We start from the raw sequence: 23,643 nt of genomic DNA, 5'->3' as shown, positions 1-23,643 counted from the left end.
CGGGACGCCGTGGCGTCCCGCCCGGACCGCCAGGCGTCAGCCGTTGTCGGTCGTCAGCTCCGCGCGTACTTCGCGGGCGGCGGCGACGAGGTTTTCCAGGGATGCGCGGGTCTCGGTCCAGCCGCGGGTCTTCAGGCCGCAGTCGGGGTTGACCCACAGCCGTTCGGCCGGGATGGCCTCCAGACCCTTGCGCAGCAGCCCGGCGGCCTCGCCGGTGCTGGGGACGCGCGGGGAGTGGATGTCCCAGACGCCCGGGCCGGCCTCGCGCGGGTAGCCGTGCTCGGCCAGCTCACCGGCCACCTGCATGTGCGAGCGGGTGGCTTCCAGGCTGATGACGTCGGCGTCGAGGTCGTCGATGGCCTGGACGATGTCGCCGAACTCGGCGTAGCACATGTGGGTGTGGATCTGGGTGTCAGGCCGGACCCCGCTGGTGCTGAGCCGGAACGACTCGGTGGCCCAGGCCAGGTACTCGGCATGGTCCGCGGCCCGCAGCGGAAGGGTCTCGCGCAGCGCCGGCTCGTCGACCTGGATGACGGACGTCCCCGCGGCCTCCAGGTCGCCCACCTCGTCGCGCAGGGCGAGGGCCACCTGGCGGGCGGTCTCGCCGAGCGGCTGGTCGTCGCGTACGAAGGACCAGGCGAGCATGGTGACCGGGCCGGTCAGCATGCCCTTGACCGGCTTGGGCGTCAGGGACTGGGCGTACGAGGTCCAGCGGACCGTCATCGGCTCGGGGCGGGAGATGTCGCCGGCCAGGACCGGCGGGCGGACGTAGCGGGTGCCGTAGGACTGGACCCAGCCGTGCTGGGTGGCGACATAGCCGGTCAGCTGTTCGGCGAAGTACTGGACCATGTCGTTGCGTTCGGGCTCCCCGTGGACGAGGACGTCGATCCCGGTCTTCTCCTGGAAGGAGATCACCTCACGGATCTCATCCTTGATGCGCTCCTCGTAGCCGGCGGTGTCGAGCCGGCCGGCCCGCAGGTCCGCGCGCGCCACGCGCAGCTCATCGGTCTGGGGGAACGAGCCGATCGTGGTGGTGGGCAGCACGGGCAGGCCCAGATGGGCGCGCTGGGCGGCGGTGCGTTCGGCGTAGGGCTGGGCGCGGCGGCCGTCGGCGTCGGTGATCGCGGCGGTACGGGCCCGGACCGCGGGGTCGTGGGTGATGGCGGAACCGGCGCGCGAGGCGAGGTCGGCGCGGTTGGCGGCGAGTTCCGCGGCGATGGCGTCGGTGCCCTGGGCGAGGCCGCGGGCGAGCGTGGCGATCTCCGTCGCCTTCTGGCGGGCGAAGGCGAGCCATCGCCGGATCTGCGGGTCGATGTCGCGCTCGGCGGATGCGTCCAGCGGGACGTGCAGCAGCGAGCAGGACGCGGCTACGTCCACCCGGTCGGCGAGGCCGAGCAGAGTGCCGAGCGTGGTCAGGGACTTCTGGAAGTCGTTGATCCAGACATTGCGACCGTTGACCACGCCCGCGACGAGCCTCTTGCCGGGCAGGCCGCCGACGGCGGCGAGGTCGTCGAGGTTGCCCGCGCCGGTGTCGGTGAAGTCCAGGGCAAGGCCCTCGACGGGTGCGGCGGCCAGGACCTGGAGCGCATCGCCGAGCCGGCCGAAGTAGGCGGCGACCAGCAGCTTGGACCGGTCGGTGAGCGCGCCGAGTTCGCGGTAGGCGCGGGCGGCGGCGTTCAGTTCGGCCGGGGTGCGGTCCTGGACCAGCGCCGGCTCGTCGAGCTGCACCCACTCGGCACCGGCGGCCCGCAGGTCGGCGAGGACCTCCGCGTACACGGGGAGCAGCCGGTCGAGAAGGGTCAGCGGTTCGAAGTCGGCGGCCACGCCCGGGGCGGGCTTGGCGAGCAGCAGGTACGTGATCGGGCCGACGAGGACGGGGCGGGCGGTGTGGCCGAGGGCGAGCGCTTCCTTCAGCTCGGCGACCTGCTTGGTGGAGTCGGCGGTGAAGGCGGTGTCGGGGCCGAGTTCGGGGACCAGGTAGTGGTAGTTGGTGTCGAACCACTTGGTCATTTCCAGGGGCGCCACGTCCTGGGTGCCGCGGGCCATCGCGAAGTAGCCGTCCAGGGTGTCGGCGGCGACCGCCTCGCGGTGGCGGGAGGGGACGGCGCCGACCATGACGCTGGTGTCCAGCACGTGGTCGTAGTACGAGAAGTCACCGGTGGGTACTTCGTGGATGCCGGCTTCGGTCAGCTGCTGCCAGTTCGAACGGCGCAGGTCGGCGGCGGTGGCCCGGAGGGCGTCGGCGGTGACGCGGGCCTTCCAGTAGCCCTCGATGGCCTTCTTCAGTTCGCGGTTCTGCCCCTGGCGGGGGTAGCCGTACACGGTGGCTCGTGCTGCCGCGGCTGCGGGCTTCGCTGTCACGGAACTCTCCTTCGCGAGATGTGTCCAGAAACGTCCCGGCGACGGGACGCGGACGCGAAGGGAACGACAGAACGGGCGGCCCACGCCGCGGAATCAAAGCCGCTCGTGCCGCTCGCTGTGTACGCCGACCCGCCCACGAGGTCACCGGGATGTCCGCGCACGGCATCGGCCGGGCGCGGGCAACGGGCAGGTCTTCGGACTTGCGGGCACGTCTCGTCGTGGACGAGGTTCCTACTGGCCGTCGCTTCCCAGGGCCGTTGTCCGGTCCCAGTGCGTATGACGGCGGTCGTTCCCGCTCACCGCTGCGGGGCAGTCCCGGATTCCCACCGGGTTCCCTCTTACGACGCATCCCGCCTGGCGGACGGGGCGAACCAGCTGCACCGGCCAGACTAGGGTCCCGAATGGCCCAGCGGCGAGCACTGTCCACCATTCGGACGCTGGAATGAGACGCTCCGCACGTGTGCGGTGCGGAGGGGAGGAGCGTCGGGTTCAGTGTTCGGCCACCACCGGGTACGGCACGTAGGTGCGACGGTCGGGGTCGACGGCGAGGCTGCCGCCGGCCGGGGGCCGGGCCCGCTGGGCGCAGTCCTGCCGTTCGCAGATCCGGCAGCCGAGCCCGATGGGGGTGGTGGCGCGGGGGTCGTCCAGGGCGATGCCTTCCGCGTACACGAGGCGGGGCGCGTGCCGGAGCTCGCAGCCGAGGGCGACGGCGAAGTCGGCCCGGGGCGCGTGGTGGCCGAAGCCGCCGCGGGTGACCGTGCGGGCGATCCAGAAGTACTTCTTGCCGTCGGGCATTTCCGCGACCTGAGTGAGGATCCGGCCGGGGGCCGAGAAGGCCCCGTACACGGTCCACAGCGGGCAGGTGCCGCCCAGGCGGGAGAAGTGGAAGTCGGTGGCCGACTGCCGCTTCGAGATGTTGCCGGCCCGGTCGGCCCGCAGGAAGGAGAAGGGCACACCCCGGCGGTCGGGGCGCTGGAGGGTGCTCAGACGGTGGCAGACGGTTTCGAATCCGACGCCGAAGACGCCTTGGAGGAGTTCGATGTCGTAGCGCACCTTCTCGGCCGCGGTGTGGAAGGCGGTGTACGGCATGAGGAGCGCACCGGCCAACGGCACCGCCGTCCGCGAACTCGACTTCCACGACACCTACCTCGCGGCCGACTACTCCCACCCCGGCGACAACATCCCCCCGCTGCTGGCCGTCGCCCAGCACACCGGCCGCTCCGGCGCCGACCTGCTGCGCGGCATCACCGCCGCCTACGAGATCCACGTCGCCCTCGTCAAGGGCATCTGCCTGCACGCCCACCGCATCGACCACGTCGCCCACCTCAGCGCCGCGACCGCCGCCGGCATCGGCGCCCTGCTGCGGCTCGACACCGAGACCGTGTACCAGGCCGTCCAGCAGGCCGTGCACACCACGACCGCGACCCGTCAGTCCCGCAAGGGCGAGATCTCCAGCTGGAAGGCGTTCGCCCCCGCCTTCGCCGGCAAGGCCGCGATCGAGGCCGTGGACCGTGCCATGCGCGGCGAGGGCGCCCCCTCGCCGATCTACGAGGGCGAGGACGGGTTCCTCGCCTGGATGCTCGACGGCCCCGAGGCGTCGTACACAGTGTCGCTGCCCGGGCCGGGTGAGGCCCGCCGGGCGATCCTCGACACGTACACCAAGGAGCACTCTGCCGAGTACCAGGCGCAGGCCGTCATCGACCTCGCCCGCGGGCTGCGGGAGAAGACCGGCCCGCTGGAGAAGGTCCGTTCGATCGTCCTGCACACCAGCCACCACACGCACCACGTGATCGGCTCCGGCTCCGGCGACCCGCAGAAGTACGATCCGGCCGCCAGCCGCGAGACCCTCGACCACTCGGTGCCCTACATCTTCGCCGTCGCCCTGGAGGACGGCGGCTGGCACCACGAGCGCTCCTACGCCCCCGGCCGCGCCCGGCGCCCCGCCACCGTCGAGCTGTGGCAGAAGATCACCACGGTCGAGGACCCGGAGTGGACCCGCCGCTACCACGACCCCGACCCGGCCCGCCGGGCCTTCGGTGGCCGCGCCGTGATCACCCTCTTCGACGGCACGGTGATCGAGGACGAACTCGCCGTCGCCGACGCGCACCCTGCCGGGGCACGCCCCTTCGACCGGGCCGGCTACACCGCCAAGTTCCGCACCCTCACCGACGGCATCGTCACGACCGCCGACCAGGACGCCTTCCTGGAGACCGCCGCCCGGCTCGCGGAGCTCGACACCGCCGGACTCACGGACCTCTTCCCGGCCGTCGACACCGATGCCGTTGCCGCGTACGACGCGGCCCTCCCGAAGGGCCTGTTCTGATGCTGCACACCCACACCACGCCCGCGTTTCGTCGCCGCCGCTTCCGCGAACAGCTCGCCACCGGGCGGCTCCTGAGGATGCCGGGCGCGATCAACCCGTACTCGGCCAAGCTCATCCAGGAGGCCGGCTTCGAAGCCGCCTACCTCTCCGGAGCCGTCCTCGCCGCCGACCTCGGCCTGCCGGACATCGGCCTGACCACCTCCACCGAGATCGCCGCCCGCGCCCAGCAGGTCACCCGTGTCACCGACCTGCCCGTCCTCATCGACGCCGACACCGGCTTCGGCGAGCCCATGAACGCTGCCCGCACCCTCCAGCTCATCGAGGACGCCGGCCTGGCCGGCCTCCACCTCGAGGACCAGGTCAACCCCAAGCGCTGCGGGCACCTCGACGGCAAGACCGTCGTTCCGCGCGAAGAGATGGCCCGCCGGATCCGCTCCGCCGCCGGTTCCCGCCGTGACCCTGACTTCCTCCTCATGGCCCGCACCGACGCCCGCGCCGTGGAGGGCCTCGACGCCGCCATCGACCGCGCCAGGGCCTACGTGGACGCCGGAGCCGACGCGATCTTTCCGGAAGCCCTCGCCGACGAGGCCGAGTTCGAGGCCTTCCGCAAGGCCGTCGACGTGCCGCTGCTCGCCAATATGACCGAATTCGGCAAGAGCCGGCTGCTCGGCACGGCCACCCTGGAGAACCTCGGCTACAACATCGCGCTCTACCCCGTCACCTTCTTCCGTCTCGCCATGGGAGCCGTCGAGGACGGTCTGCGCACCCTCGCCGAGGAGGGCACCCAGGAGTCCCTGCTGCCCCGCATGCAGACCCGCTCCCGCCTGTACGAGGTACTCGGCTACGAGGACTACAACACCTTCGACTCGGCCGTCTTCGACTTCACCCTTCCGCCCGGCAACTGACCCGCACCGGAGGCCACCATGACCGCCACCGCACCCGAGATCCACCGAGGTCTCTCCGGTGTCGTCGTCGACACCACCGCCATCTCCACCGTCATCGCGGAGACCAACTCCCTCATCTACCGCGGCTACCCCGTCCAGGACCTGGCTGCCCGCTGCACCTTCGAGGAAGTCGCGCACCTCCTGTGGCACGGAGAACTGCCCGACGCGGACCGGCTGCGCGAGTTCCGGGCACAGGAAAGGGCCCTGCGTCCCCTGGACCGCACCACCACCGAGGTCCTGGCGCGGCTGCCCGAGACCTGCCACCCGATGGACGTACTGCGCACCGCCGTCAGCTTCTTCGGCTCCGAGGACCCCACCGAGGACGACGGCAGCACCGCCGCCAACCGGGCCAAGTCCCTTTCCCTGCTCGCGAAACTCCCGGTCGTCGTCGCCGCCGACCACCGCCGCCGGCACGGACTCGCCCCCGTCCAGCCCGACCCGTCACTCGGCTACGCCGAGAACTTCCGCTCCACGGCGGCGCCAACGAGGCCGTGATGCACATGCTGAACGAGATCGGCGACCCGGACCGGGCCGGGGAGTGGCTGGAGGAGGCCCTGGCCTCCAAGCGCAAGATCATGGGCTTCGGGCACCGCGTCTACAAGAACGGCGACTCCCGCGTCCCGATCATGCAGGAGGCCACCGACCGCCTCGTCGCCCGCGCCGCGGACCCGGACGTCACCCGGCTCGCCACCCTGCACGCCGCCCTGCGCCACGCCATGATCAGCCGCAAGGGCATCCACCCGAACCTCGACTACCCCGCCGGTCTCGCCTACCAGCTCATGGGCTTCGACATCCCCACGTTCACACCCATCTTCGTGATGAGCCGCATCACCGGCTGGACCGCCCACATCACCGAACAGCTCGAACACAACGCCCTGATCCGCCCCCTCGGCGCCTACAACGGCCGCCAACAGCGCTCCCTGCCGTGACGAGAGAGCCGAGTCGTCGTGTGAGCGCCGGCCCCCTGCACCCGGCCCGCACAGCCGCCCCTCGCCCGGAGGGCGTGACCGGATGGTCACGCCCTCCCCGCTGCGGGCCGGCCTTCGGTCACTGCGAAGCCGGCAGGCGCGGCGTACGCGGCGGCACCGTGCGCCGGCTGCCGGTCTTCTCGAAGGCTGCGGCGAGGGCCAGCAGGGCGTTGTCGTCGTAGGCACGGCCTGCGAAGGTCAGCCCGACGGGCATGCCGGTGTCGGCCATGGTTCCCATGGGCACGGTCACGGTCGGGATGCCGAGGTGGCGGGGGACCAGGTTGCCGTTGGCGACCCAGACGCCGTTGCGCCAGCCGAGGTCGGCGGACTCCACGGACACGTCCATGTCCGCGGGGCCCACGTCGGCGACCGCGGGGAAGACCACCGCGTCCAGGCCCAGGCCGTCCATCCACTGCTCGAGGTCCACCCGGCGCGTCTCCTCCAGACCGCGCAGCCCCTGCTCGAGGTGCGGCATGTCGGTGAGGGAGGCATACGGGCGCTCGCGCACGAAACGCGGGTAGTCGCCGATCGTGTCGTCGAAGCCGTCGTAGCGGTCGGGCAGCTCGCCCTCCTGCTTGGGCCAGATGAGGGTGCCGTCCACCTCGGCCAGCGTGGACAGCTCCGGGTCGCCGTTGGCGCGGAGGAAGTCGTCCCAGGCCCAGGCGGACAGGTCTTCGATCTCGAAGGTGAGGTACTCGCGGCTGACCAGTCCACGGGTGAGCAGCGAGGGCGCTCCGGGGCGGTCGGACTCGTAGTTGGTCACCGCGGGGAAGTCGACCTCGACCACCTCGGCGCCGGCCGCCTCCAGATCCCGGCGGGCGGCTTCCCACAGGGCGATCACCGAGGGGCGCGTGTCGATGCGCTGCCCGGTCTGGCCGCCGATGCCCCCGTCGGGGTTCGTTCCGGCATCGGGGTCGGCGTTGATGTACATCCGGGGCACGCCGACGCGCCGGCCGGCCAGCACCTCGGCCGCGGCCGGCGCGTCGGCGGGGGCGAGAGCGGGGTAGGAGGCGGGCCGTACCTGCGAGGCGGAGGGCAGCGCCACCCAGGGCTGCGCGCGCCACAGGTCCCCGCGCGGGTTCGGGTCGTCGGCGACGACGACGTCGAGCAGTTCGAGCAGGTCGGCCATGGTGCGGGTGTGCGGCACCACGACGTCCATGGTCGGCACCAGCGGCCAGTTGCCGCGGACCGAGATCACGCCGCGGCTGGGCGTGTAGGCGCACAGCGCATTGTTCGATGCGGGGGCCCGGCCCGAGGACCAGGTCTCCTCGCCGAGGCCGAACGCGCCGAAGGACGCCGCCGTCGCCGTGCCCGAACCGTTGGAGGAGCCGGAGCCGTAGGCGCTGGTGAGCCAGTCGGCGCTGTACGGGCTCTCCGCGCGGCCGTACACGCCGCGCTGCATGCCGCCGTTCGCCATCGGCGGCATGTTGGTCAGGCCGATGAGGACGGCCCCGCCCGCGCGCAGCCGCTCGATGGCGAAGGCGTCGCGCTGGGCGACGAGGTGCTCGAAGGCGGGGGAGCCGGACGCGGCCGTCAGCCCCTCGGCGAGGTAGCTGTCCTTCGCGGTGTACGGGATGCCGTCCAGGGGGCCGAGCGTCTCGCCGCGTGCGCGGCGCGCGTCGGAGGCCTCCGCTTCCGCGCGGGCCCGCGGGTTCATCACGACCATCGCGTTCAGAGCGGTGTCCGTGCCGGGCCCGTCGTACGCCTCGATCCGCGCCAGGTAGGCGTCGAGCAGCCCGACCGCGGTTGTCTCGCCCTTCTCCAGCGCTGTGCGCAAGTCGGCGATACAGGTCTCCACGACATCGAATCCGCGCGTCATGAGGGTGTCTCCCGGGTGGATGAGTAGGACAGGGCGGCCGGGGCGGCCACGCACAGCCGACCGGTCCCTCGCTCTGACTAGATATTCAGTCTAGATTGAAAATCTAGATTTTAGGAACCTAGACTTGGGGCCTGGATCTCCGGAACCGAAAGAGAGCTCATGCCGACGTCAGAAACTGCCGGGCCCGGCGCGGCCTCCCGGTCCGCGACCCGGGCCCCGGTCGACAGGAAGCGTCAGCCCAGCGGGGACGAGGCGCGCGGGCGTGCCATGCGGGCCGCCATCGCCGTCATAGCCGAGAAGGGCACGGCGGCCCTGCGGATGTCGGACATTGCCGCGCGGGCCGGCATGAGCACCGGGCACATCCTCTACCACTTCGGCAAGAAGGACCGGCTCCTGCTCGAAGTCCTCGCATGGAGCCAGGCGGACCTCTGGGCCCGCTTCCAGCAGGCCGCCGACCAGGCCGCGTCCCCTGCAGAGAAGCTGGACCTGTTCGTCCGCTTCTACCTGCCCCGCCACCAGGGCGACGAGCGCTACGCGCTGTGGACGCAGGTACTGGCCCAGCGCCAGGACGAAGCAGGCCGACGTGTCCTGACCGAGTTGCTGGACGGCTGGGACGAGCGCCTGGAAGCCATCCTGTGCGAGGGCCGGGATTCGGGACAATTCGCCGAGGTGGACCTTCCCGAGTTCACCATCCGCGCCGTGGCCATGCTCAGCGGGCTCTCCGAGGACGTGATGCTCGGCCGCTCACGCTGGCAGCACGCCTCCCCGCACGCCTTCGCCCTGTCCGCCCTCGAACGCGAGCTGCGTCCGACAGGCCAGGTGTGACAACGCCCGGAGCTGCCGATCCCCGCGACCGTGGCAGAGGCGGGAATCCGGTCCGGAGGCGGGCCGGGCTGGGCGGTGCCGTGGCTGCGACCACCGCCCAGCCCGAGTCTCAGGCCGCCGCCGTCACAGGTGTGGCGGCGGGCTCGTGCTCGCAGGCGTCGTCGATGCCGTACGTCTCCCATGCCGGGAAATCGTCCTCGGCCGGGACGGGCTCGTCAGGCGTGAGCAGGCAGGCCTCGAGCGCCGCCCGGAGCGCCTCGGTGCGCAGCCCGATGCCGATGAAGACCAGTTCCTGGCCCTGGGTGGTGTCCGTGCCACGGGCTCCCGAGGGCTCGAAGCGGGCCACCGCGCCGGCCTGGGACCACAGGCCGGTCACCCGGGGGCGGCTGGCGAGCCAGAAGAACCCCTTGGAGCGCAGGATCCTGCCGAAGGTGCCGCTGTCGAGGCCCTTGGTGACGAACGTCCAGAGCCTGCCGGGGTGGAAGGCCGCATCGGCGCGGAACACCAGTGAGGAGATGCCGTACTCCTCGGTTTCGGGGACGTGGTCCCCGTTGAGCTCCTTGACCCAGCCGGGGGCCTGCTGGGCGCGCTCCACGTCGAACAGTCCGGTGCCCAGGACCTGTTCGAGTGCGACGTGGCCGCGTACGGCGGGCACGATCCGGGCCTCGGGATTGAGCCGGGCGAGGGTGGCGCGCAGCCGTGCGGCGTCGCCCGGCCCGACCAGGTCGAGCTTGTTGAGGACGATGACGTCCGCGAATTCGACCTGGTCCATGAGGAGATCGCTGACGGTCCGCTCGTCGTCCTCGTACTGGTCGAGGCCGCGTGCTGCGAGTTCGTCCCCGCCGGCGAGTTCCCGCAGGAAGTCCGAGGCGTCGACGACGGTGACCATGGTGTCGAGTCGGGCCAGGTCGCCGAGGGTGGCGCCGTCGTCCCGGGGGAAGGAGAAGGTGGCGGCGACCGGCATGGGCTCGGAGATGCCGCTGGACTCGATGAGCAGGTAGTCGAAGCGGCCTTCGCGGGCGAGCCGGTCGACCTCCTCCAGCAGGTCGTCGCGCAGGGTGCAGCAGATGCAGCCGTTGGTCATCTCGACCAGCCGCTCCTCGGTGCGCGAGAGCGCCGCCTCGCCACCGCGCACGAGCGCGGCGTCGATGTTGACCTCGCTCATGTCGTTCACGATCACCGCGACCCGGAGGCCCTCGCGGTTGCTGAGCACGTGGTTGAGCAGGGTGGTCTTTCCCGCGCCGAGGAAACCGGACAGAACCGTCACCGGAAGGCGGTCGAACGGGGCCACGGGATCAGCCTTCGGGGCGGAGCAGGCCGCGCTCGTACGCCTTCACAAGGCGCTGCGGTACCTGGTAGACGGAGCCGTCGACCGTGATCGGCACCAGCTGCGGGGTGGTGGCCTTCCACTGGGCGCGGCGGTGACGGGTATTGCTCCGGGACATCTTCCGCTTGGGGACGGCCATGGGAACTCCTGAATGCGTCGAGGTGTGCGGTACCCGCGACACCCTATTGGTAATGGCATCCATTTTCAATTAGAGCTTCGATGCCACGGCCGACGGGTGCTTGGACCGCAGGGGCGGCGGTGCAGTCGAGGTGGGGCGGGGTGCAGGCCGACGCCGGGGGAGGGGTCCGGCGCCGGCCCGAGCAGTGCCCCGACCGTGAACGGACGGCCGCTGGGGCGCTGCGGTCAGGGTGCGGCCCGGCTGCCGCCGTGCTTGCCGGGGCAGCGGCCTCCGGAGTGGGCCGCTGGGGCCGCCGCGGTCGAGTCGGACATCAACCGAGCTACGTGCGACGCCCGTTGGAGCCCCCCTTGGCGCCGGCCGGTCGTCGCACGCAGCGCCCCCACTCTAAGTCGCCATGGTAATCGTTTTCAACTGATGGCCAAGGGTGCCACCCGCCCAGAGGGCTCGCCGCCGGAGGGCGATAATTCAACTGATTACCGTTTCGGTTTCCCCTTGCAGGGAGGACGGTATGCGGTTGGCACCTGCTCGTGCTCCGAGCGCGGTCATCGTTTCCTCGGTCGTGGTGACGGGGACCACGCGTCGGCGGATCGCACCGCGCGTGAGGGGGAGCCCCCAGCGGTCCCCGTCCACGCCGAAGCGGACGAGGTCCCGGGCGCGGAGCATCGTGTGTGCGCGCTGCTGGCCGGAGTGGTGCTCATCGCCCTCGCGGTGCTCTGGAGGCCGCTGGCCTTTGCGAGTGCCGACCCGGAGGCAGCCGAAGCCAGAGGGGTGCCCGTCCGCGCGCTGTCCCTGTCCTTCATGCTCGTCCTCGGGCTGGCCGTCGCCCTCTGCGTACAGATCGTCGGCGCCCTGCTGGTCCTGTCCCTTCTCGTCACGCCAGCGGCGGCAGCTGCCCGGATCACGGCGTCCCCCGTGCTGCTGCCGGTGCTGAGCGTCGTTTTCGCCCTCGTGTCCATGGAGGGCGGGATCCTGCTCACGCTCGGCGGCACCGTCCCCATCAGCCCCTACGTCACCACCCTCTCGTTCCTGATCTACCTCGGTTGCCGACTGGCCGCTTCCCGGCGCGTCGCCAGGGAGACCGGGACCGTTGTACCAGCCCGTGCACGGCCCGCGGCAGGTATCTGAGCGGGCCCGCCGACCTGCGGTCGACCACATCACCGCCCGGCGCGACACTGGAGGCGAGGCACCGTTGCGCCCGGCCGGCGCGGACGGAAGGAGCTGCCCGTGCACCCCCTCACCATCATTGGTGCCACCATCGGCAAGGTGGCGCACTACGCCGTGTCCGGCGTTGTGGGCGCCCTGATCGTCAAGAACCTTCCGGTCGCCGCACCGGCTGCGCGCAAGGCACTCGTCCAGGGCGTCGCCGGTGGCATCGTCGCGAGCCGGTGGCTGGCCGAAGCCGCGGAGGAAGCCAGGCTCAAGGCCGGCGATGTACTGGCCGAGGCCCGCACCTCGCTCGGCGAGGAGGCGCCACCGCCCTCCGCTGTCAAGGTCGACAGCGCCGACCACGGCCACGAGCACTGACCATGCAGACCGTGATCGTGCGCTCCGTGGCCTCGGGACGTGCCCGGCTGACCGTCCCGTGGCTGCGCGACCGGCCCGGCTGTGCCGGACTCGTGGACGACCGCCTGAGCGGCATGGCCGGCTTCCGGGCGCTGCGGATCTTCCCGCGCACCGGGAGCGTCGTGATCTGGGTGTCCCCGGACCAGCTCGACGTGGACACACTGGTCGCAGCCCTCGAGGAGGCGCCGCCCCCCTCCCTGGTGGCAGCCAAGCCTTCCCGGTCACTGCCCGACTCCTCCACCGGGGAAGTCGCTCGGCTGGTGGTCGGCGGAGCCGTCCTGGCGCTCGTGGCCGTGCGCCGCCTGCTCGCCCGGCCACCGATCACCCTCGGCTCCTCCGGATTCCTTGGCGTGATCACGGTCTTCACAGGGCTTCCCTTCTTCCGGGGTGCCTTGCGCACGCTGCGCGGACGCAGCAGCCCTGGCACGGACACCCTGGTCACCGCCGCCACCGTCATCTCACTGGTGCTGCGCGAGAACGTGGTCGCTCTGACCGTGCTGTGGCTGCTGAACATCGGCGAGTTCCTCCAGACCCTCACCCTGCGCCGGACCCGCCGGGCCATCGAGGACCTGCTCACCATCGGCGAAGAACGGGTGTGGCTCGTACGCGACGACGTCGAGGTCGAGGTGGCGCTGGACGAGCTGGAAGCCGGCGATGTCGTCGCGGTGTACGAGCACCACCGCATTCCCGTCGACGGACACGTACTCTCCGGCGAGGCCCTGGTCGACCAGGCGGCCGTCACCGGCGAGGCACTGCCCGTATACGCCCGCGAAGGCGTACACGTGTACGCCGGCACCATCGTCACCTCCGGGTCGCTCACCGTCCGCGCCGGTTCCGTCGGAAGGGACACCACGGTCGGGCGGATCATCAGCCGGGTCGAGGAAGCGCAGTCCGACCGCGCCCCGATCCAGACGGTGGCCACACGCTTCACCCGGCGCTTCGTGCCCGTCTCCTTCGCGCTGGCGGCGCTGACCTACGTCGTCACCCGCGACGCCCGCCGGGCGATGACCATGCTGCTGGTCGCCTGTCCCTGCGCCGCCGGACTCGCCACACCCACGGCCATCAGCGCCGCCATCGGCAACGGCGCGCGCCGCGGGACCCTCATCAAGGGCGGCACCCACCTCGAAGGCATCGGCAGGGTCACCGCCGTGGTCTTCGACAAGACGGGCACCCTCACCTTCGGCAAGCCGCTGGTCACCAGTGTGGTCACCCTCAGCGAGCAGTTCACCGCGGACGAGGTCCTCGGCCTGGCAGCCTCCGGCGAGCTGCACGCCCGCCACCCCCTCGCCCAGGCCATCGTCGCCCGGACCGAGGAACAGCACCTGCACGTCCCCATCCACCAGGCGTGCGAGGTCGTCCTGGGCATGGGCATGCGCGCCGAACTCGACGGTACCCGCCTCCTCGTCGGCAGCCCCGCCCTGTTGCGCCGGCACGGCATCGCACTGACCGACCGGGCGCGGGGCTGGACCGACCGCCTGCGGGGCGGTGGCGAGACGGTCATCTGCATCGCCCACGACGCCGACCTGATCGGCATGCTCGGCGTCTCCGACGCCGTACGCGCCGGTGCCGAGACCGTCATCCAGCAGCTCCGCGAACTCGGCGTGGACCGCCTGATCCTGCTCACGGGCGACGCACCGGAGACCGCACAGGTCGTCGCCGAAACCCTCGGCATCACCGAGGTGCACGCACACGCACTCCCGGAGGCCAAGCTCCAGCTGATCCGCGACCTCCAGGCGGAGGGACACACGGTCGCCATGGTCGGGGACGGCACCAACGACGCGCCCGCCCTCGCTCTGGCCGACGTCGGCATCACCATGGGCGAACACTCCTCCCACGTCGCCCTGGAAACCGCCGACATCGCGCTCGCGGGCAACGACCTCCGCCAGGTCGCAGCCGTTGTCGAACTCAGCCGCCACACGCTGCGCGTCGTACGGCAGAACTACGGACTCGCCATCGGCGTCAACCTGCTCGGCCTGGTGGCCGGCGCCGGCGGCTCGATGAACCCGGTTCTCGCCGCCCTGCTGCACAACACCAGCAGCATCGCAGTGGTCGCCAACTCCGCCCGGCTGGTCAACCACACTCCGCACCTGCCCCGCGTCGGCGACGACATCCTGCGGGCAGCCCCTCTGGAAGACCGCCGGGTCCACTGAGGACTATTCGCCACACAGACTGTCCGGTTCGCCTTCATTCTGCCGATTCGACCGCAGTTCAGCGGAGGCCAGAACAGGCCGCTATTGAAAATGAGTACCATCTTCATATAGAAGTACGGGGTGCTTATCTCACAACAGGTGCTCGAGCGCCCGGTGGCCGGAGTCCGGCCCTTCGCGCTCACCGCACTCCGGCATCCCAAGGTCTCCACGCTCCTGGCGGATCATCGCGTCCTGCTGGCCGATCTTCTGGACGGCCTGGGATCCCCGTTGCACGTCGTGCTGCCCGAGGTTTTCGAGGAGAACGTCGCCCGGCTCCGTCAGGCGTTCGCCGAATCGGGAGCCACCGCCGACATCCTGTTCGCCAAGAAGGCGAACAAGGCCGGTTGTTACGTCCGGTCCGCCGCCGCCCTCGGTATCGGGGTCGACGTCGCCAGTGCCCCCGAATTGGTCAAGGCCCTGGCCGGGGGAGTGCCCGGGCACCGGATCGGGATCTCCGGCCCGGAGAAGGACGACGCGCTGCTCGCCCTCGCCGTGCAGCACGGCTGCCTGGTCGCCGTCGCCTCGGTCAGCGAACTCCGCCGGCTCGCGGCAACCGCGCGGACCGCCGGGCGTCAGGCCAGTGTGCTGCTGCGGGCCCGGACTGCCGGCCAGTCGGGGAGCCGCTTCGGGCTGTCGCCCGCCGAGCGAACGGCGGCCGTCGGGCTGTGCGGGGAACTCGCCGACCACGTCCGCCTGCGCGGCTTCTCCTTCCATCTGGGCGGCTACTCCGCAGCGGAACGCGCGGCGGCGGCGAACGAGATGATCGAGCACTGTCTCGACGCCCGGCGGCGCGGCTGCCCCACGGCCGAACTGGTCGACATCGGAGGCGGGTTGCCGGTTCGCTACGTCGATCCGCGGCTGTGGTCGGAGTTCCTCGCGCAGAACGAACCGGCCCACTACCACGCGGACAAGCACTTCAAGGACTTCTATCCGTACGGTGGGCAGACTGCCGTCGAGGCGGTGCGCGCGATCATGGCGCACCCGGTCGACGGTGCCGAGAGCCTGTCGGCGAAAGCGGCACGCACCGGCATCCGGTTCCTCGTCGAGCCCGGCCGAGCGCTGTTGGACCAGACCGGATTCACCCTGTTCCGTGTGCAGCAGGTCGACGACCGGCGGGCCACCGACGGGTACGCGATCCTCACCGTCGCGGGCAGCAGCTTCTGCCTCTCCGAGCAGTGGTTCAACAGCGACTACCTGCCCGATCCGCTGCTCCTCTCCCCGGGACCGGCTGCCGACGAGGTGTTCCCGGCCTGTGTCGCGGGCTCGACGTGTCTGGAGAGCGACCTGGTGACCTGGCGGAAGATCGGCTTCCCCCGGCCCGTACGGCGCGGTGACCACCTGGTCTACCTCAACACCGCCGGCTACCAGATGGACTCCAACGAATCACCCTTCCACGACGCCGCACTGCCGCTGAAAGCAGCCCTGTGGCTCGGTGACGGCGACGGCCCGCCGCGCTGGCGACTGGACGGAATCTGACGCGACCTCGCGTACGCCCCGCGCACGCCCCGAGCACGACCTCGAACGAAGGAGAACCCCCGCATGTCACAGAACTACGCCCCACCAGGGCAGTTGTGGCTGTTGCCACAAGCGCAGCAGGAAGGACTGGACGTCGACCACCGACAGGTGATCGCGGTCGTCGAGCAGGCCTACCGCGCGCTGCGCGAAGGCGGCTCGGACAACCCGGTCAAGACGATCATCGATGACCCCGGACACCGCTCACTCAGCTATTCGATGGTGGCCAGGGACGGCGGCAGCGGCACCGTCTGCTTCAAGGCCGTCTACGAGTTCGACCCGCGCCGCACCCGCGACAGCTACCGCTTCCACTCGTTCGTCTTCCTCGTCGACGACACCACCGGGGCCCCCATCGCGCTGATGGACGTGGTGAAGCTCGGACCCCTGCGGTCCTCGGCCACCACCGCGCTGTTCGCCCGCGCGGCCTGCCCCGACGCGCGCACTGCGCTGGTCGTGGGCACCGGAGTCCAGGGGCAGATGGCACTGCCGATGCTGGTCGCGGCCATGCCCGGGCTGGAGCGGCTGCAGGTGTTCGGCACCTACCCCGAAGGGCTGCGGGCCGTCCAGGACAGTGTCGACGGACGCCATGTCGAGATCGTCACGGATCTGCGTCAGGCCGCCGGCCAGGCGGACATCGTGATCGGCGCTGCCGGCCTGTCCGCCACGCAGGAGGTGAGGCGCGACTGGATGAAGCCGGGCTCGGTCGCCGTACTGCTCGGGTACGGCGTGCACGCCGACGTGTGCCACGGCGCGGACTACCGGATCGCCACCGACACCGCCCAGATGCACGCCACCTGCGAGGACCTGCGGGGCGCGGACGGCAGCCTGCCATCGGTGGACGCCCAGCTGCCGGACATCCTGCTCGGCCGGGCACCCGCCCGCCGCCATCGCGACGACGTGGTGTTCGCCTACAACAGCGGCATGGCGGTCACCGACGCCGCGCTGGGCCGGTACATGGCCGACCTCGCGCTGGCGGGCGGACGCGGGGAAAAGGTCAACTTCTGGTGAGCACCGACACGACGGACACGACTGACACGACCGGCACGACCGGCACAACCGGCCCGACCCGCGCGGAGCAGACCGGCACCGGGTGGTGGATCAAGAACTCGCGGGCGCTGCTCAAGCTCGCGTTTCCGCTGATCCTCACCAACTTCGCCTATGTCGCGCTGACCACGGTGGACATCGTGATGCTGGGCCGACTCGGCGCGGTCGACATCGCCGCCGCCGGTCTGGCCCTCGCGCTGTTCAACCAGTTGCGCACCACCGGGACGGGCCTGGTCACCGGGGTCGGCAACCTGGTGGCCGAAGCCCATGTGCGGGACGACCGAGAGCGGATCGGCGCGCTGCTGTTCGCCGGGCTGTTCTGGTCCACGGTGTGCGGTGTGGTGTTCTGTGCCGCCCTGCTGCTGATCGGACCGCTGCTCGTCCTGCTCGGCCAGGACCCGACCGTGGTCGACAAGGCGGGCGATTTCCTGACGGTGCTGGCGCCGGGGATGCTGCCCTGCCTGTGGTTCCAGACCCTGCGGCACTTCACCACCGGTCTCAGGCGGCCCGGTCCGCTGCTGGCCATCACCCTTGCCTCGGTCGGTGCGACCATCGCCCTGAACCATGCATTGATCCACGGCGAGTTCGGGCTGCCCGCCTTCGGGTTCGTCGGCGTCGCGATCGCCACCGTCACGGTGTTCCTGCTGTCCTTCCTGGCGTTCGCCGCAGTGATCCTGCGCGACGGCGTCCTGCGCCCGTACCTCATGTCGCCCGCCGCGCGGCGGTGGAACGGAGACGCGGTCCGGTCCGTCTGGCGCCTCGGTCTGCCGATCTCGGGCACCTACGCCTCGGAGGCCGGGTTCTTCAGTGTCCTCACCCTGGTCATCGGCTCCCTGGGGGCCGACGCCCTGGCCGCGCAGACGGTGCTGAACCAGATCGTCTACATCGTCTTCATGATCTCCGCCGGTCTCTCGCACGCGGCGTCCATCCACATCAGCGAGGCCCACGGCCGTGACGATCACACCACCGCGCGCAGGATGGGGCTCCTCGGCACGGGGTGGGGCGTGATCGCGACGCTGGTGGTCGCCGTCGTGTACCTGGCGGTCCCGAACCCGATCGTGTCCCTGTTCATCTCGGACGAGCACGCCGGGAACGCGGACATCATCGCGCTCACCGTGACCGGACTGCTGATCGCCGCGCTGATGCAGGTCTTCGACGCGATGCAGAACATCGGCAACGGCATCCTGCGCGGCATCGGCGACACCGCGGGCCCCTTCCGGATCTCCCTCGTCGGGTACTGGCTGATCGGACTGCCCGCGGGTTACCTGCTCGGGGTGACCGCCGGCCTCGATGTCGAGGGCGTCTGGATCGGCCAGACCATCGGCCTCGCGGCCACCGCCGCCCTCCTGCTGGTCGCCTTCCTGCGCCGCGTCGAACGGCTGCGCAGAACGGCAGCCGGCACACCCGTCCCGGAATCGGAGACGTCATGAACCGCGTTCTCGCACCTACCGCTTCCGCCCCGCTGATCCGCCGGGAAGTGGCGGGCCTGCCCGGCTACGACCCCGGCGCCGACCCGGACGAGGTGGCCGTCCTCAGCGGCTCCCGCCGCGTGATCAAGCTCTCCAACAGCGAGATCCCGTACGGCGTTTCGCCGGCGGTCGCCGAAGCCGTACGCCTCGGAATCGCCGACGGCTTTGCCCGCTACCCCGATCCCACCGGCAAGCGCCTGACCGACGCCATCGGGAAGAGCCTGGACGTGCCGGCCGACCGGATCGTGCTCGGCAACGGCTCAGAGAACATCCTGGAGTTGCTGTGCCAGGCCGTACTCGATCCCGGTGACCTCGTCATCACCCAGGCACCCGGTTTCAGCCTGCACGAGATCTTCCCCCGCGTCATGGGCGCCCGGGTCGAGAAGGTCCCGGTCACCGCCGAGTTCGGATTCGACGCGGCTGCCTGGCGTGACGCGCTGGCCGCAGGTCCGAAGCTCGTCTTCCTCGCCAACCCGTGCAACCCCACCGGTGCGATGCTCGGCGCCGGCGAGCTGGACCGGGTCGTCGCCGGTACCCCGGAGTCGGCCCTGCTCGTGCTCGACGAGGCGTACGGCGAGTTCGCCCGCCCCGACCCGGAGTACCCCGACGGGCTGGAGGCCCTGCGCACTCTCGACCGGCCGTGGATCGTGCTGCGCACCTTCTCCAAGGCCTATGGTCTGGCGGGCCTGCGGATCGGATACGGCATCGCCTCCGACGCCGCCCTGGTCCGGGCCCTGGACCGGGTCCGCACTCCGTACAACGTCAACCGGCCGGCCCAGGACGCCGCCGTCGCCGCCCTGGGCGACCATGCGCACCTGGCCGACACGGTACGCCGGACCGGCCTGGAGATCGCCAGGGTCACCGACCGGTTGCGCGCCGCGGGACTGCGTGTGGTCCCGTCCTCGACCAATTTCCTCTTCATCGACACCGGCCACCCCTCCGACCGGGTCGCCTGGGAGCTGCACCGTGCCGGAATCATCGTCAAGGCGTGGCGCGAACCGGGATACGAGAACCACATCCGAGCCTCCCTGTCGACCCCCGAGGACAACGACGTCTTTGTGCGGTGCCTGACGGAAATCTGCGCGAAGGACAGATCATGAGCACGATCAAGACCAAGGTATCCGACCTGATTGGGCGAACGCCCCTGCTCAAGCTGGCGGTTCCGGACGGTTCGGCGACCGTCCTGCTGAAGATGGAGCAGTACAACCCCACCGGCACCGCCAAGATCCGGATGGCCCGGAACATGGTGGACGAGGCGGAGGCCGCGGGGCTGCTGGCCCCCGGCGGGTGGCTGGTCGAGTCCACCTCCGGCAACACCGGGCTCGGCCTGGCGCTCATCGCCGCCGAACGCGGGTACAAGTTCACCGCCGTGGTGGACAACCACTCCAGTACGGACAAGCTGCGCGGCATGCTCGCCTACGGCGCCGACATCCTCAACGTCGCCGGGGACGCCGAAGGCCTGGCCACCGCCGAACGTGACACCGTGGCCGAGCGGCTCGCAACCGAACAGGGCGCCTACTGGACCGCGCAACACCGCAACCAGGGCAACCCCAACGGCTACCGTCCCCTGGCCCGCGAACTCCACGACGACCTGGGCGACGACATCCACTACCTGTACGGGGCCGTCGGCACCGGCGGCTCGCTCTGCGGCACCGGCCGCGCCCTGCGGGAGCGCATCCCCGACCTGAAGATCATCGGCGTCGAGCCGGTGGGCTCCGTCGTCTTCGGCGGGCCCGGCGCCCCGTACCACCAGTCCGGTACCGGTACGCCCGAGGGCTCGGAGATCGGCGGCGTCGTCGACTACGAGCTGTTCGACGAGGGGGTCCGGGCCAGTGACTCGGAGGCCTTCGAGACCTGCCGCTACCTGGCCAGGAACTTCGGCATCCTGATCGGCGGTTCGGCCGGCGGCGTGGTGTACAAGGCCCTGGAGCAGGCGCAGCGCTCCGGACCCGGGGCCACCATCGTCGTGCTGGTCTGCGACGGCGGTGACAAGTACCTGGACACCGTGTTCAACGACGACTGGATGGCCGCCAACGGCCTGTACGACGAGCAGGTCGTCCACCGACTGGCCGCGATGCTGCGGTAACCGCCTGCACCCTTCTGTACATCTCCTTCGAAAGCGATATCTCAGCCAATGAAAACGAAAATGATTACCGCAGTCCTTACGGTGCTGGCGGTGTCCGCGGTCGCCGGGTGTGCCGGCGACGGACCCTCCGATGCAGGCGCGAAGCCGAAGGCGAAGGGGACGGCGACGAGTGCGACGGCCTACCCGTTCACCCTCAAGAACTGCGGCACCGACGTCACGTACAAGGCCGCGCCTCAGAAGGTCGTCACGCTGAACCAGACCGCCGCCGAGATCCTCATCCACCTGGGGGTGGGTGACCGGATCGTCGGATCGGGCTACGAGGTCGAGAAGACGCCGGACGCGATCGCCGGGCAGTACAAGAAGATCCCGCAGCTCTCCGCGCCCGGCCAGGAGATCAAGCACGAGAAACTGCTCGCAGCGCAGCCGGACTTCGTCTACGGCTCCTTCGCGAGCATGTTCACCGCGGAGCAGTCCGGTGACCGCAAGCAGCTGCACGACCTGGGCGTGCCGACCTACCTCACCGAGTTCGACTGCGCGTTCCACGAGAGCGTGGCCGGCGCGAACTTCGACATGCTGTACGAGGAATACCGCAGGCTGGGCAAGATCATGGGCGTGCCCGCCGCCGGTGACAAGCTGGCCACCGAACAGCGGGCCGTGGTGGACAAGGCGCTGGGCACCGTCAAGAAGCGGGACAAGCCGCTGAAGGTGATGTGGTTCTACTCCACCTACGAGGGCACTCCGTGGGCCGCGGGCCCCGGCGGCCTGCCGCAGCACATCTCGGAACTCGTCGGCGTCCAGAACGTCTTCGCCGACGCGAAGACCAAGTGGGCCGAGGTCAGCTGGGACGAGGTCGCCGCCCGCAACCCCGACGTCATCATCCTGGCCGACCTGACCCGAGGCGAACCCAACGACACCGCCAAGGAGAAGATCGACCTCCTCAAGAAGGACCCCCTCACCAGCAAGCTCGCCGCCGTGAAGGGCGACCGGTTCATCACCATTCCCGGATCGCACATGGATCCCGGCTACGGCAGCGCGTCGGCCGTGCCGACGCTGGTCGACGGCCTCAACAAACTCGGGTGACCTGGAAACACCATGACGACGAGTTCTCACAAGACCGCCGCGCGCACCGGAACCCCGCTCACCAGCCGTGAGAGGGTTCCGATGCGCCGGCGGCGCGCCTCGACGACCTTGCTCTTCTCCGCGGCCGTGGCCGCGCTGCTGGTGTCGGTCGTCGCCGCATCGCTCTTCGGGAGCGCCGACATCCGGCCCTTGGATGTCGTCTCCACGATCCTCCGCCATGTCGGTCTGGGCGATATCGCGCCCACCCCGCCGCTGCCGGGACTGCTGGACGCCCTGATCTGGGAGTCGCGCTTCCCTCGGGTGTTGCTGGCCGCAGTCGTCGGTATGGCCCTGGCGGTCTCGGGCGCGGTCCTGCAAGCGGTCACCAGGAACCCCTTGGCCGACCCCTACCTGCTGGGAGTCTCCTCCGGCGCCTCGACCGGCGCGGTCGCCGTGCTCCTGCTGGGCATCGGCGGCAGCGTCTCCCTCTCGACCGGCGCTTTCGTCGGCGGCCTGGTCTCCTTCGGCCTGCTGCTGGCCCTGCTCGGCGGGGGGCGCGTTGCCAGCCCCTCCCGCGTGGTGCTCACCGGCGTACTCGTCTCCCAGTTCTTCGCCGCGGTCACCTCGGTCATCCTCATGGTCAGCGGGGACGCGAACTCCACCCGCGGCTTCACCTACTGGCTGCTCGGGACCCTCGGCGGCGCCCGCTGGGAGGGGGTGACCGTCACCGTCGTGATCATCCTGGTCGGGGTGGTCGCCATCCAGTTCTTTGCGCCCGCCCTCGACGCCTTCACGTTCGGCTGGGACTCCGCGGCGGCACTGGGGATCAACGTCACCGCGGCCCGCGTCTGGCTGATGGTGCTGACCTCCGTCGTCACGGCGGCAGCCGTGGCGGCCTCGGGCGCGATCGGCTTCATCGGGCTGCTCGTCCCACACGCCGTCCGCATCCTGGCGGGACCCACGCACCGCTCGCTGCTGCCCTTGTCCGCGATCACCGGAGCCGTCTTCCTCATCTGGGTGGACGTGTTCGCGCGGACGGCGTTCTCCCCCCACGAACTGCCCGCCGGCGTCATCACCGCGCTCCTCGGCGCGCCCGCCTTCGCCCTGGTCCTGAAGCGTCTGGAGTCCTGATGGGCCGCATCACCACCACCCAGCTCTCCTGGTCGGTCAAGGGCCACCGGCTGCTCGACAACATCGAAATGGCGGCTCACGACGGAAAGATCATTGGCCTGCTCGGCCCCAACGGCTCCGGCAAATCGACCTTGCTGCGCCTGCTCGCCGGACTGCGCCGCCCCGACACCGGAACCGTCCGCTACGACGACACCAGCCTGGACGACCTCGGCCGCCGCGCGCTCGCCCGACGGCTCGCCGTCGTCGAACAGGACGTCTCAGCCCACCACCGCGTCACCGTCCGCCAGGTCGTGGAACTCGGCCGCACACCGTTCCGCGGCCGGTTCGACGCGCTGACCGAGCACGATCGACGGGTCGTCGACGCAGCACTGGAACGGACCGACCTCACCGACAAGCAGCACCGGAGCTGGCACACCCTCTCCGGCGGAGAGAAACAGCGCGCCCAACTCGCCCGCGCGCTCGCCCAGGAACCCCGGGAGATCCTCCTCGACGAACCCACCAATCACCTCGACATCCGCCACCAGCTCGAACTCCTCGACCTCCTGACAACCCTGGACGTCACCTGCGTGGTCGCCCTGCACGACCTCAACCTCGCCGCCCGGTACTGCGACCACGTCGTCGTCCTCGACCACGGGCAGGTGGCCGTCGCCGGCGCACCGGAGTCCGTACTGACCCCGGACCTCATCGAGTCGGTCTACGGCGTCAACGTGCTCGTGGACCGCGAACCCACCACCGGCACCCTCCGGATCACCTACCTGGCCTCAACCGCCACGCGAGCAACGACCACAAAGGAGCTGCAACTCGATCCCCAGTGACGATGACGGAAGTCTTACGGGGCGGTGTGGGAGCCCCGCGTGCGGTCCTCGGATGCGTAGCGTGCGGCC

16 protein-coding genes, 4 pseudogenes and 1 riboswitch are annotated in these 23,643 nt (G+C 70.6%); of the genes and pseudogenes, 15 read left to right on the top strand and 5 right to left on the bottom strand.

The window, feature by feature from the left end:
* Positions 1-36 precede the first annotated feature (36 nt).
* Together metE and DEJ50_RS03405 are read right to left on the bottom strand one after the other, a co-directional pair.
* Positions 37-2,361: a 5-methyltetrahydropteroyltriglutamate--homocysteine S-methyltransferase gene (gene metE, locus DEJ50_RS03410; RefSeq protein WP_150205910.1), complete on the bottom strand. Its 2,325-nt coding sequence runs from the start codon at positions 2,359-2,361 to the stop codon at positions 37-39.
* Between the two features lie 167 nt (positions 2,362-2,528).
* Positions 2,529-2,752, bottom strand: a riboswitch (cobalamin riboswitch).
* Positions 2,753-2,850: 98 nt separating this feature from the next.
* Positions 2,851-3,465 (bottom strand): annotated as a pseudogene (locus tag DEJ50_RS03405) (helix-turn-helix domain-containing protein); the annotation flags it as partial.
* Here DEJ50_RS03405 and DEJ50_RS03400 point away from each other — a divergent pair.
* The 3 genes and pseudogenes from DEJ50_RS03400 to DEJ50_RS03390 all read left to right on the top strand — a co-directional run.
* Positions 3,455-4,684 (top strand): annotated as a pseudogene (locus DEJ50_RS03400) (MmgE/PrpD family protein); the annotation flags it as partial. The pseudogenes DEJ50_RS03405 and DEJ50_RS03400 overlap by 11 nt on opposite strands.
* Positions 4,684-5,589: a methylisocitrate lyase gene (gene prpB / locus DEJ50_RS03395; protein WP_150205909.1), complete on the top strand. Its 906-nt coding sequence runs from the start codon at positions 4,684-4,686 to the stop codon at positions 5,587-5,589. The pseudogene DEJ50_RS03400 and the gene prpB, both read left to right, overlap by 1 nt.
* Positions 5,590-5,607: 18 nt before the next feature.
* Positions 5,608-6,557: pseudogene (locus DEJ50_RS03390) on the top strand (citrate/2-methylcitrate synthase).
* A 118-nt stretch (positions 6,558-6,675) separates the two neighbouring features.
* Here DEJ50_RS03390 and DEJ50_RS03385 read toward each other — a convergent pair.
* Positions 6,676-8,415 carry an amidase gene (locus tag DEJ50_RS03385; protein WP_150205908.1) on the bottom strand — a complete coding sequence of 580 codons (1,740 nt, stop codon included), beginning with the start codon at positions 8,413-8,415 and terminating at the stop codon, positions 6,676-6,678.
* Between the two features lie 159 nt (positions 8,416-8,574).
* Here DEJ50_RS03385 and DEJ50_RS03380 point away from each other — a divergent pair, with 159 nt between their 5' ends.
* Entirely contained in the window at positions 8,575-9,240 is a 666-nt protein-coding gene (locus DEJ50_RS03380; protein ID WP_150205907.1) for a TetR/AcrR family transcriptional regulator, read from the top strand.
* 109 nt (positions 9,241-9,349) lie between these two features.
* Here DEJ50_RS03380 and DEJ50_RS03375 read toward each other — a convergent pair whose 3' ends face one another.
* Together DEJ50_RS03375 and rpmF are read right to left on the bottom strand one after the other, a co-directional pair.
* Positions 9,350-10,531 carry a GTP-binding protein gene (locus DEJ50_RS03375; protein ID WP_150205906.1) on the bottom strand — a complete coding sequence of 394 codons (1,182 nt, stop codon included), beginning with the start codon at positions 10,529-10,531 and terminating at the stop codon, positions 9,350-9,352.
* 4 nt (positions 10,532-10,535) lie between these two features.
* Positions 10,536-10,706, bottom strand: coding sequence for a 50S ribosomal protein L32 (gene rpmF / locus DEJ50_RS03370; protein ID WP_007267665.1), 171 nt, complete (start codon positions 10,704-10,706; stop codon positions 10,536-10,538).
* Positions 10,707-11,387: 681 nt separating this feature from the next.
* On the opposite strand from rpmF, the pseudogene DEJ50_RS03360 reads away from it, so the two are divergent.
* From DEJ50_RS03360 to DEJ50_RS03310, 11 genes and pseudogenes are all read left to right on the top strand, one after another.
* Positions 11,388-11,831: pseudogene (locus DEJ50_RS03360) on the top strand (metal ABC transporter permease); the annotation flags it as partial.
* Between the two features lie 99 nt (positions 11,832-11,930).
* On the top strand, positions 11,931-12,230 hold the full coding sequence (locus DEJ50_RS03355) for a DUF1490 family protein (RefSeq protein WP_150205905.1): 300 nt from the start codon (positions 11,931-11,933) through the stop codon (positions 12,228-12,230).
* 2 nt (positions 12,231-12,232) lie between these two features.
* Positions 12,233-14,419, top strand: a complete 2,187-nt coding sequence (locus tag DEJ50_RS03350; protein WP_150205904.1) for a heavy metal translocating P-type ATPase — start codon at positions 12,233-12,235, stop codon at positions 14,417-14,419.
* Positions 14,420-14,539: 120 nt separating this feature from the next.
* Positions 14,540-15,934, top strand: coding sequence for an alanine racemase (locus DEJ50_RS03345; protein ID WP_223837567.1), 1,395 nt, complete (start codon positions 14,540-14,542; stop codon positions 15,932-15,934).
* A gap of 63 nt (positions 15,935-15,997) precedes the next feature.
* Positions 15,998-16,978, top strand: a complete 981-nt coding sequence (locus DEJ50_RS03340; RefSeq protein ID WP_150205903.1) for an ornithine cyclodeaminase — start codon at positions 15,998-16,000, stop codon at positions 16,976-16,978.
* A complete protein-coding gene (locus DEJ50_RS03335; protein WP_150205902.1) occupies positions 16,975-18,444 on the top strand; it encodes an MATE family efflux transporter in 1,470 nt (489 codons plus the stop codon). The genes DEJ50_RS03340 and DEJ50_RS03335 overlap by 4 nt, the downstream gene beginning before the upstream one ends.
* On the top strand, positions 18,441-19,583 hold the full coding sequence (hisC, locus tag DEJ50_RS03330; protein ID WP_150205901.1) for a histidinol-phosphate transaminase: 1,143 nt from the start codon (positions 18,441-18,443) through the stop codon (positions 19,581-19,583). The genes DEJ50_RS03335 and hisC overlap by 4 nt, the downstream gene beginning before the upstream one ends.
* Complete coding sequence (locus DEJ50_RS03325) at positions 19,580-20,569, top strand: PLP-dependent cysteine synthase family protein (RefSeq protein WP_150205900.1); 990 nt, start codon at positions 19,580-19,582, stop codon at positions 20,567-20,569. The genes hisC and DEJ50_RS03325 overlap by 4 nt, the downstream gene beginning before the upstream one ends.
* A gap of 60 nt (positions 20,570-20,629) precedes the next feature.
* On the top strand, positions 20,630-21,649 hold the full coding sequence (locus tag DEJ50_RS03320; protein ID WP_223837566.1) for an ABC transporter substrate-binding protein: 1,020 nt from the start codon (positions 20,630-20,632) through the stop codon (positions 21,647-21,649).
* Between the two features lie 81 nt (positions 21,650-21,730).
* Positions 21,731-22,759, top strand: coding sequence for a FecCD family ABC transporter permease (locus tag DEJ50_RS03315; protein WP_150211860.1), 1,029 nt, complete (start codon positions 21,731-21,733; stop codon positions 22,757-22,759).
* Positions 22,759-23,574, top strand: coding sequence for an ABC transporter ATP-binding protein (locus DEJ50_RS03310; RefSeq protein ID WP_150205898.1), 816 nt, complete (start codon positions 22,759-22,761; stop codon positions 23,572-23,574). The genes DEJ50_RS03315 and DEJ50_RS03310 overlap by 1 nt, the downstream gene beginning before the upstream one ends.
* Positions 23,575-23,643: the final 69 nt, after the last annotated feature.

Origin of the sequence: Streptomyces venezuelae (assembly GCF_008642295.1) — a bacterium.
GTDB classification, from domain to species: domain Bacteria; phylum Actinomycetota; class Actinomycetes; order Streptomycetales; family Streptomycetaceae; genus Streptomyces; species Streptomyces venezuelae_C.
This window is presented reverse-complemented; position numbering and strand designations above follow the sequence as displayed.

Coding starts and splice junctions, on each gene's coding strand:
- prpB (WP_150205909.1), top strand. CDS start 4,684: ATGCTGCACACCCACACCACGCCCGCGTTTCGTCGCCGCCGCTTCCGC.
- DEJ50_RS03385 (WP_150205908.1), bottom strand. CDS start 8,415: ATGACGCGCGGATTCGATGTCGTGGAGACCTGTATCGCCGACTTGCGC.
- DEJ50_RS03380 (WP_150205907.1), top strand. CDS start 8,575: ATGCCGACGTCAGAAACTGCCGGGCCCGGCGCGGCCTCCCGGTCCGCG.
- rpmF (WP_007267665.1), bottom strand. CDS start 10,706: ATGGCCGTCCCCAAGCGGAAGATGTCCCGGAGCAATACCCGTCACCGC.
- DEJ50_RS03350 (WP_150205904.1), top strand. CDS start 12,233: ATGCAGACCGTGATCGTGCGCTCCGTGGCCTCGGGACGTGCCCGGCTG.
- DEJ50_RS03340 (WP_150205903.1), top strand. CDS start 15,998: ATGTCACAGAACTACGCCCCACCAGGGCAGTTGTGGCTGTTGCCACAA.
- hisC (WP_150205901.1), top strand. CDS start 18,441: ATGAACCGCGTTCTCGCACCTACCGCTTCCGCCCCGCTGATCCGCCGG.
- DEJ50_RS03325 (WP_150205900.1), top strand. CDS start 19,580: ATGAGCACGATCAAGACCAAGGTATCCGACCTGATTGGGCGAACGCCC.
- DEJ50_RS03320 (WP_223837566.1), top strand. CDS start 20,630: ATGATTACCGCAGTCCTTACGGTGCTGGCGGTGTCCGCGGTCGCCGGG.
- DEJ50_RS03315 (WP_150211860.1), top strand. CDS start 21,731: ATGCGCCGGCGGCGCGCCTCGACGACCTTGCTCTTCTCCGCGGCCGTG.
- DEJ50_RS03310 (WP_150205898.1), top strand. CDS start 22,759: ATGGGCCGCATCACCACCACCCAGCTCTCCTGGTCGGTCAAGGGCCAC.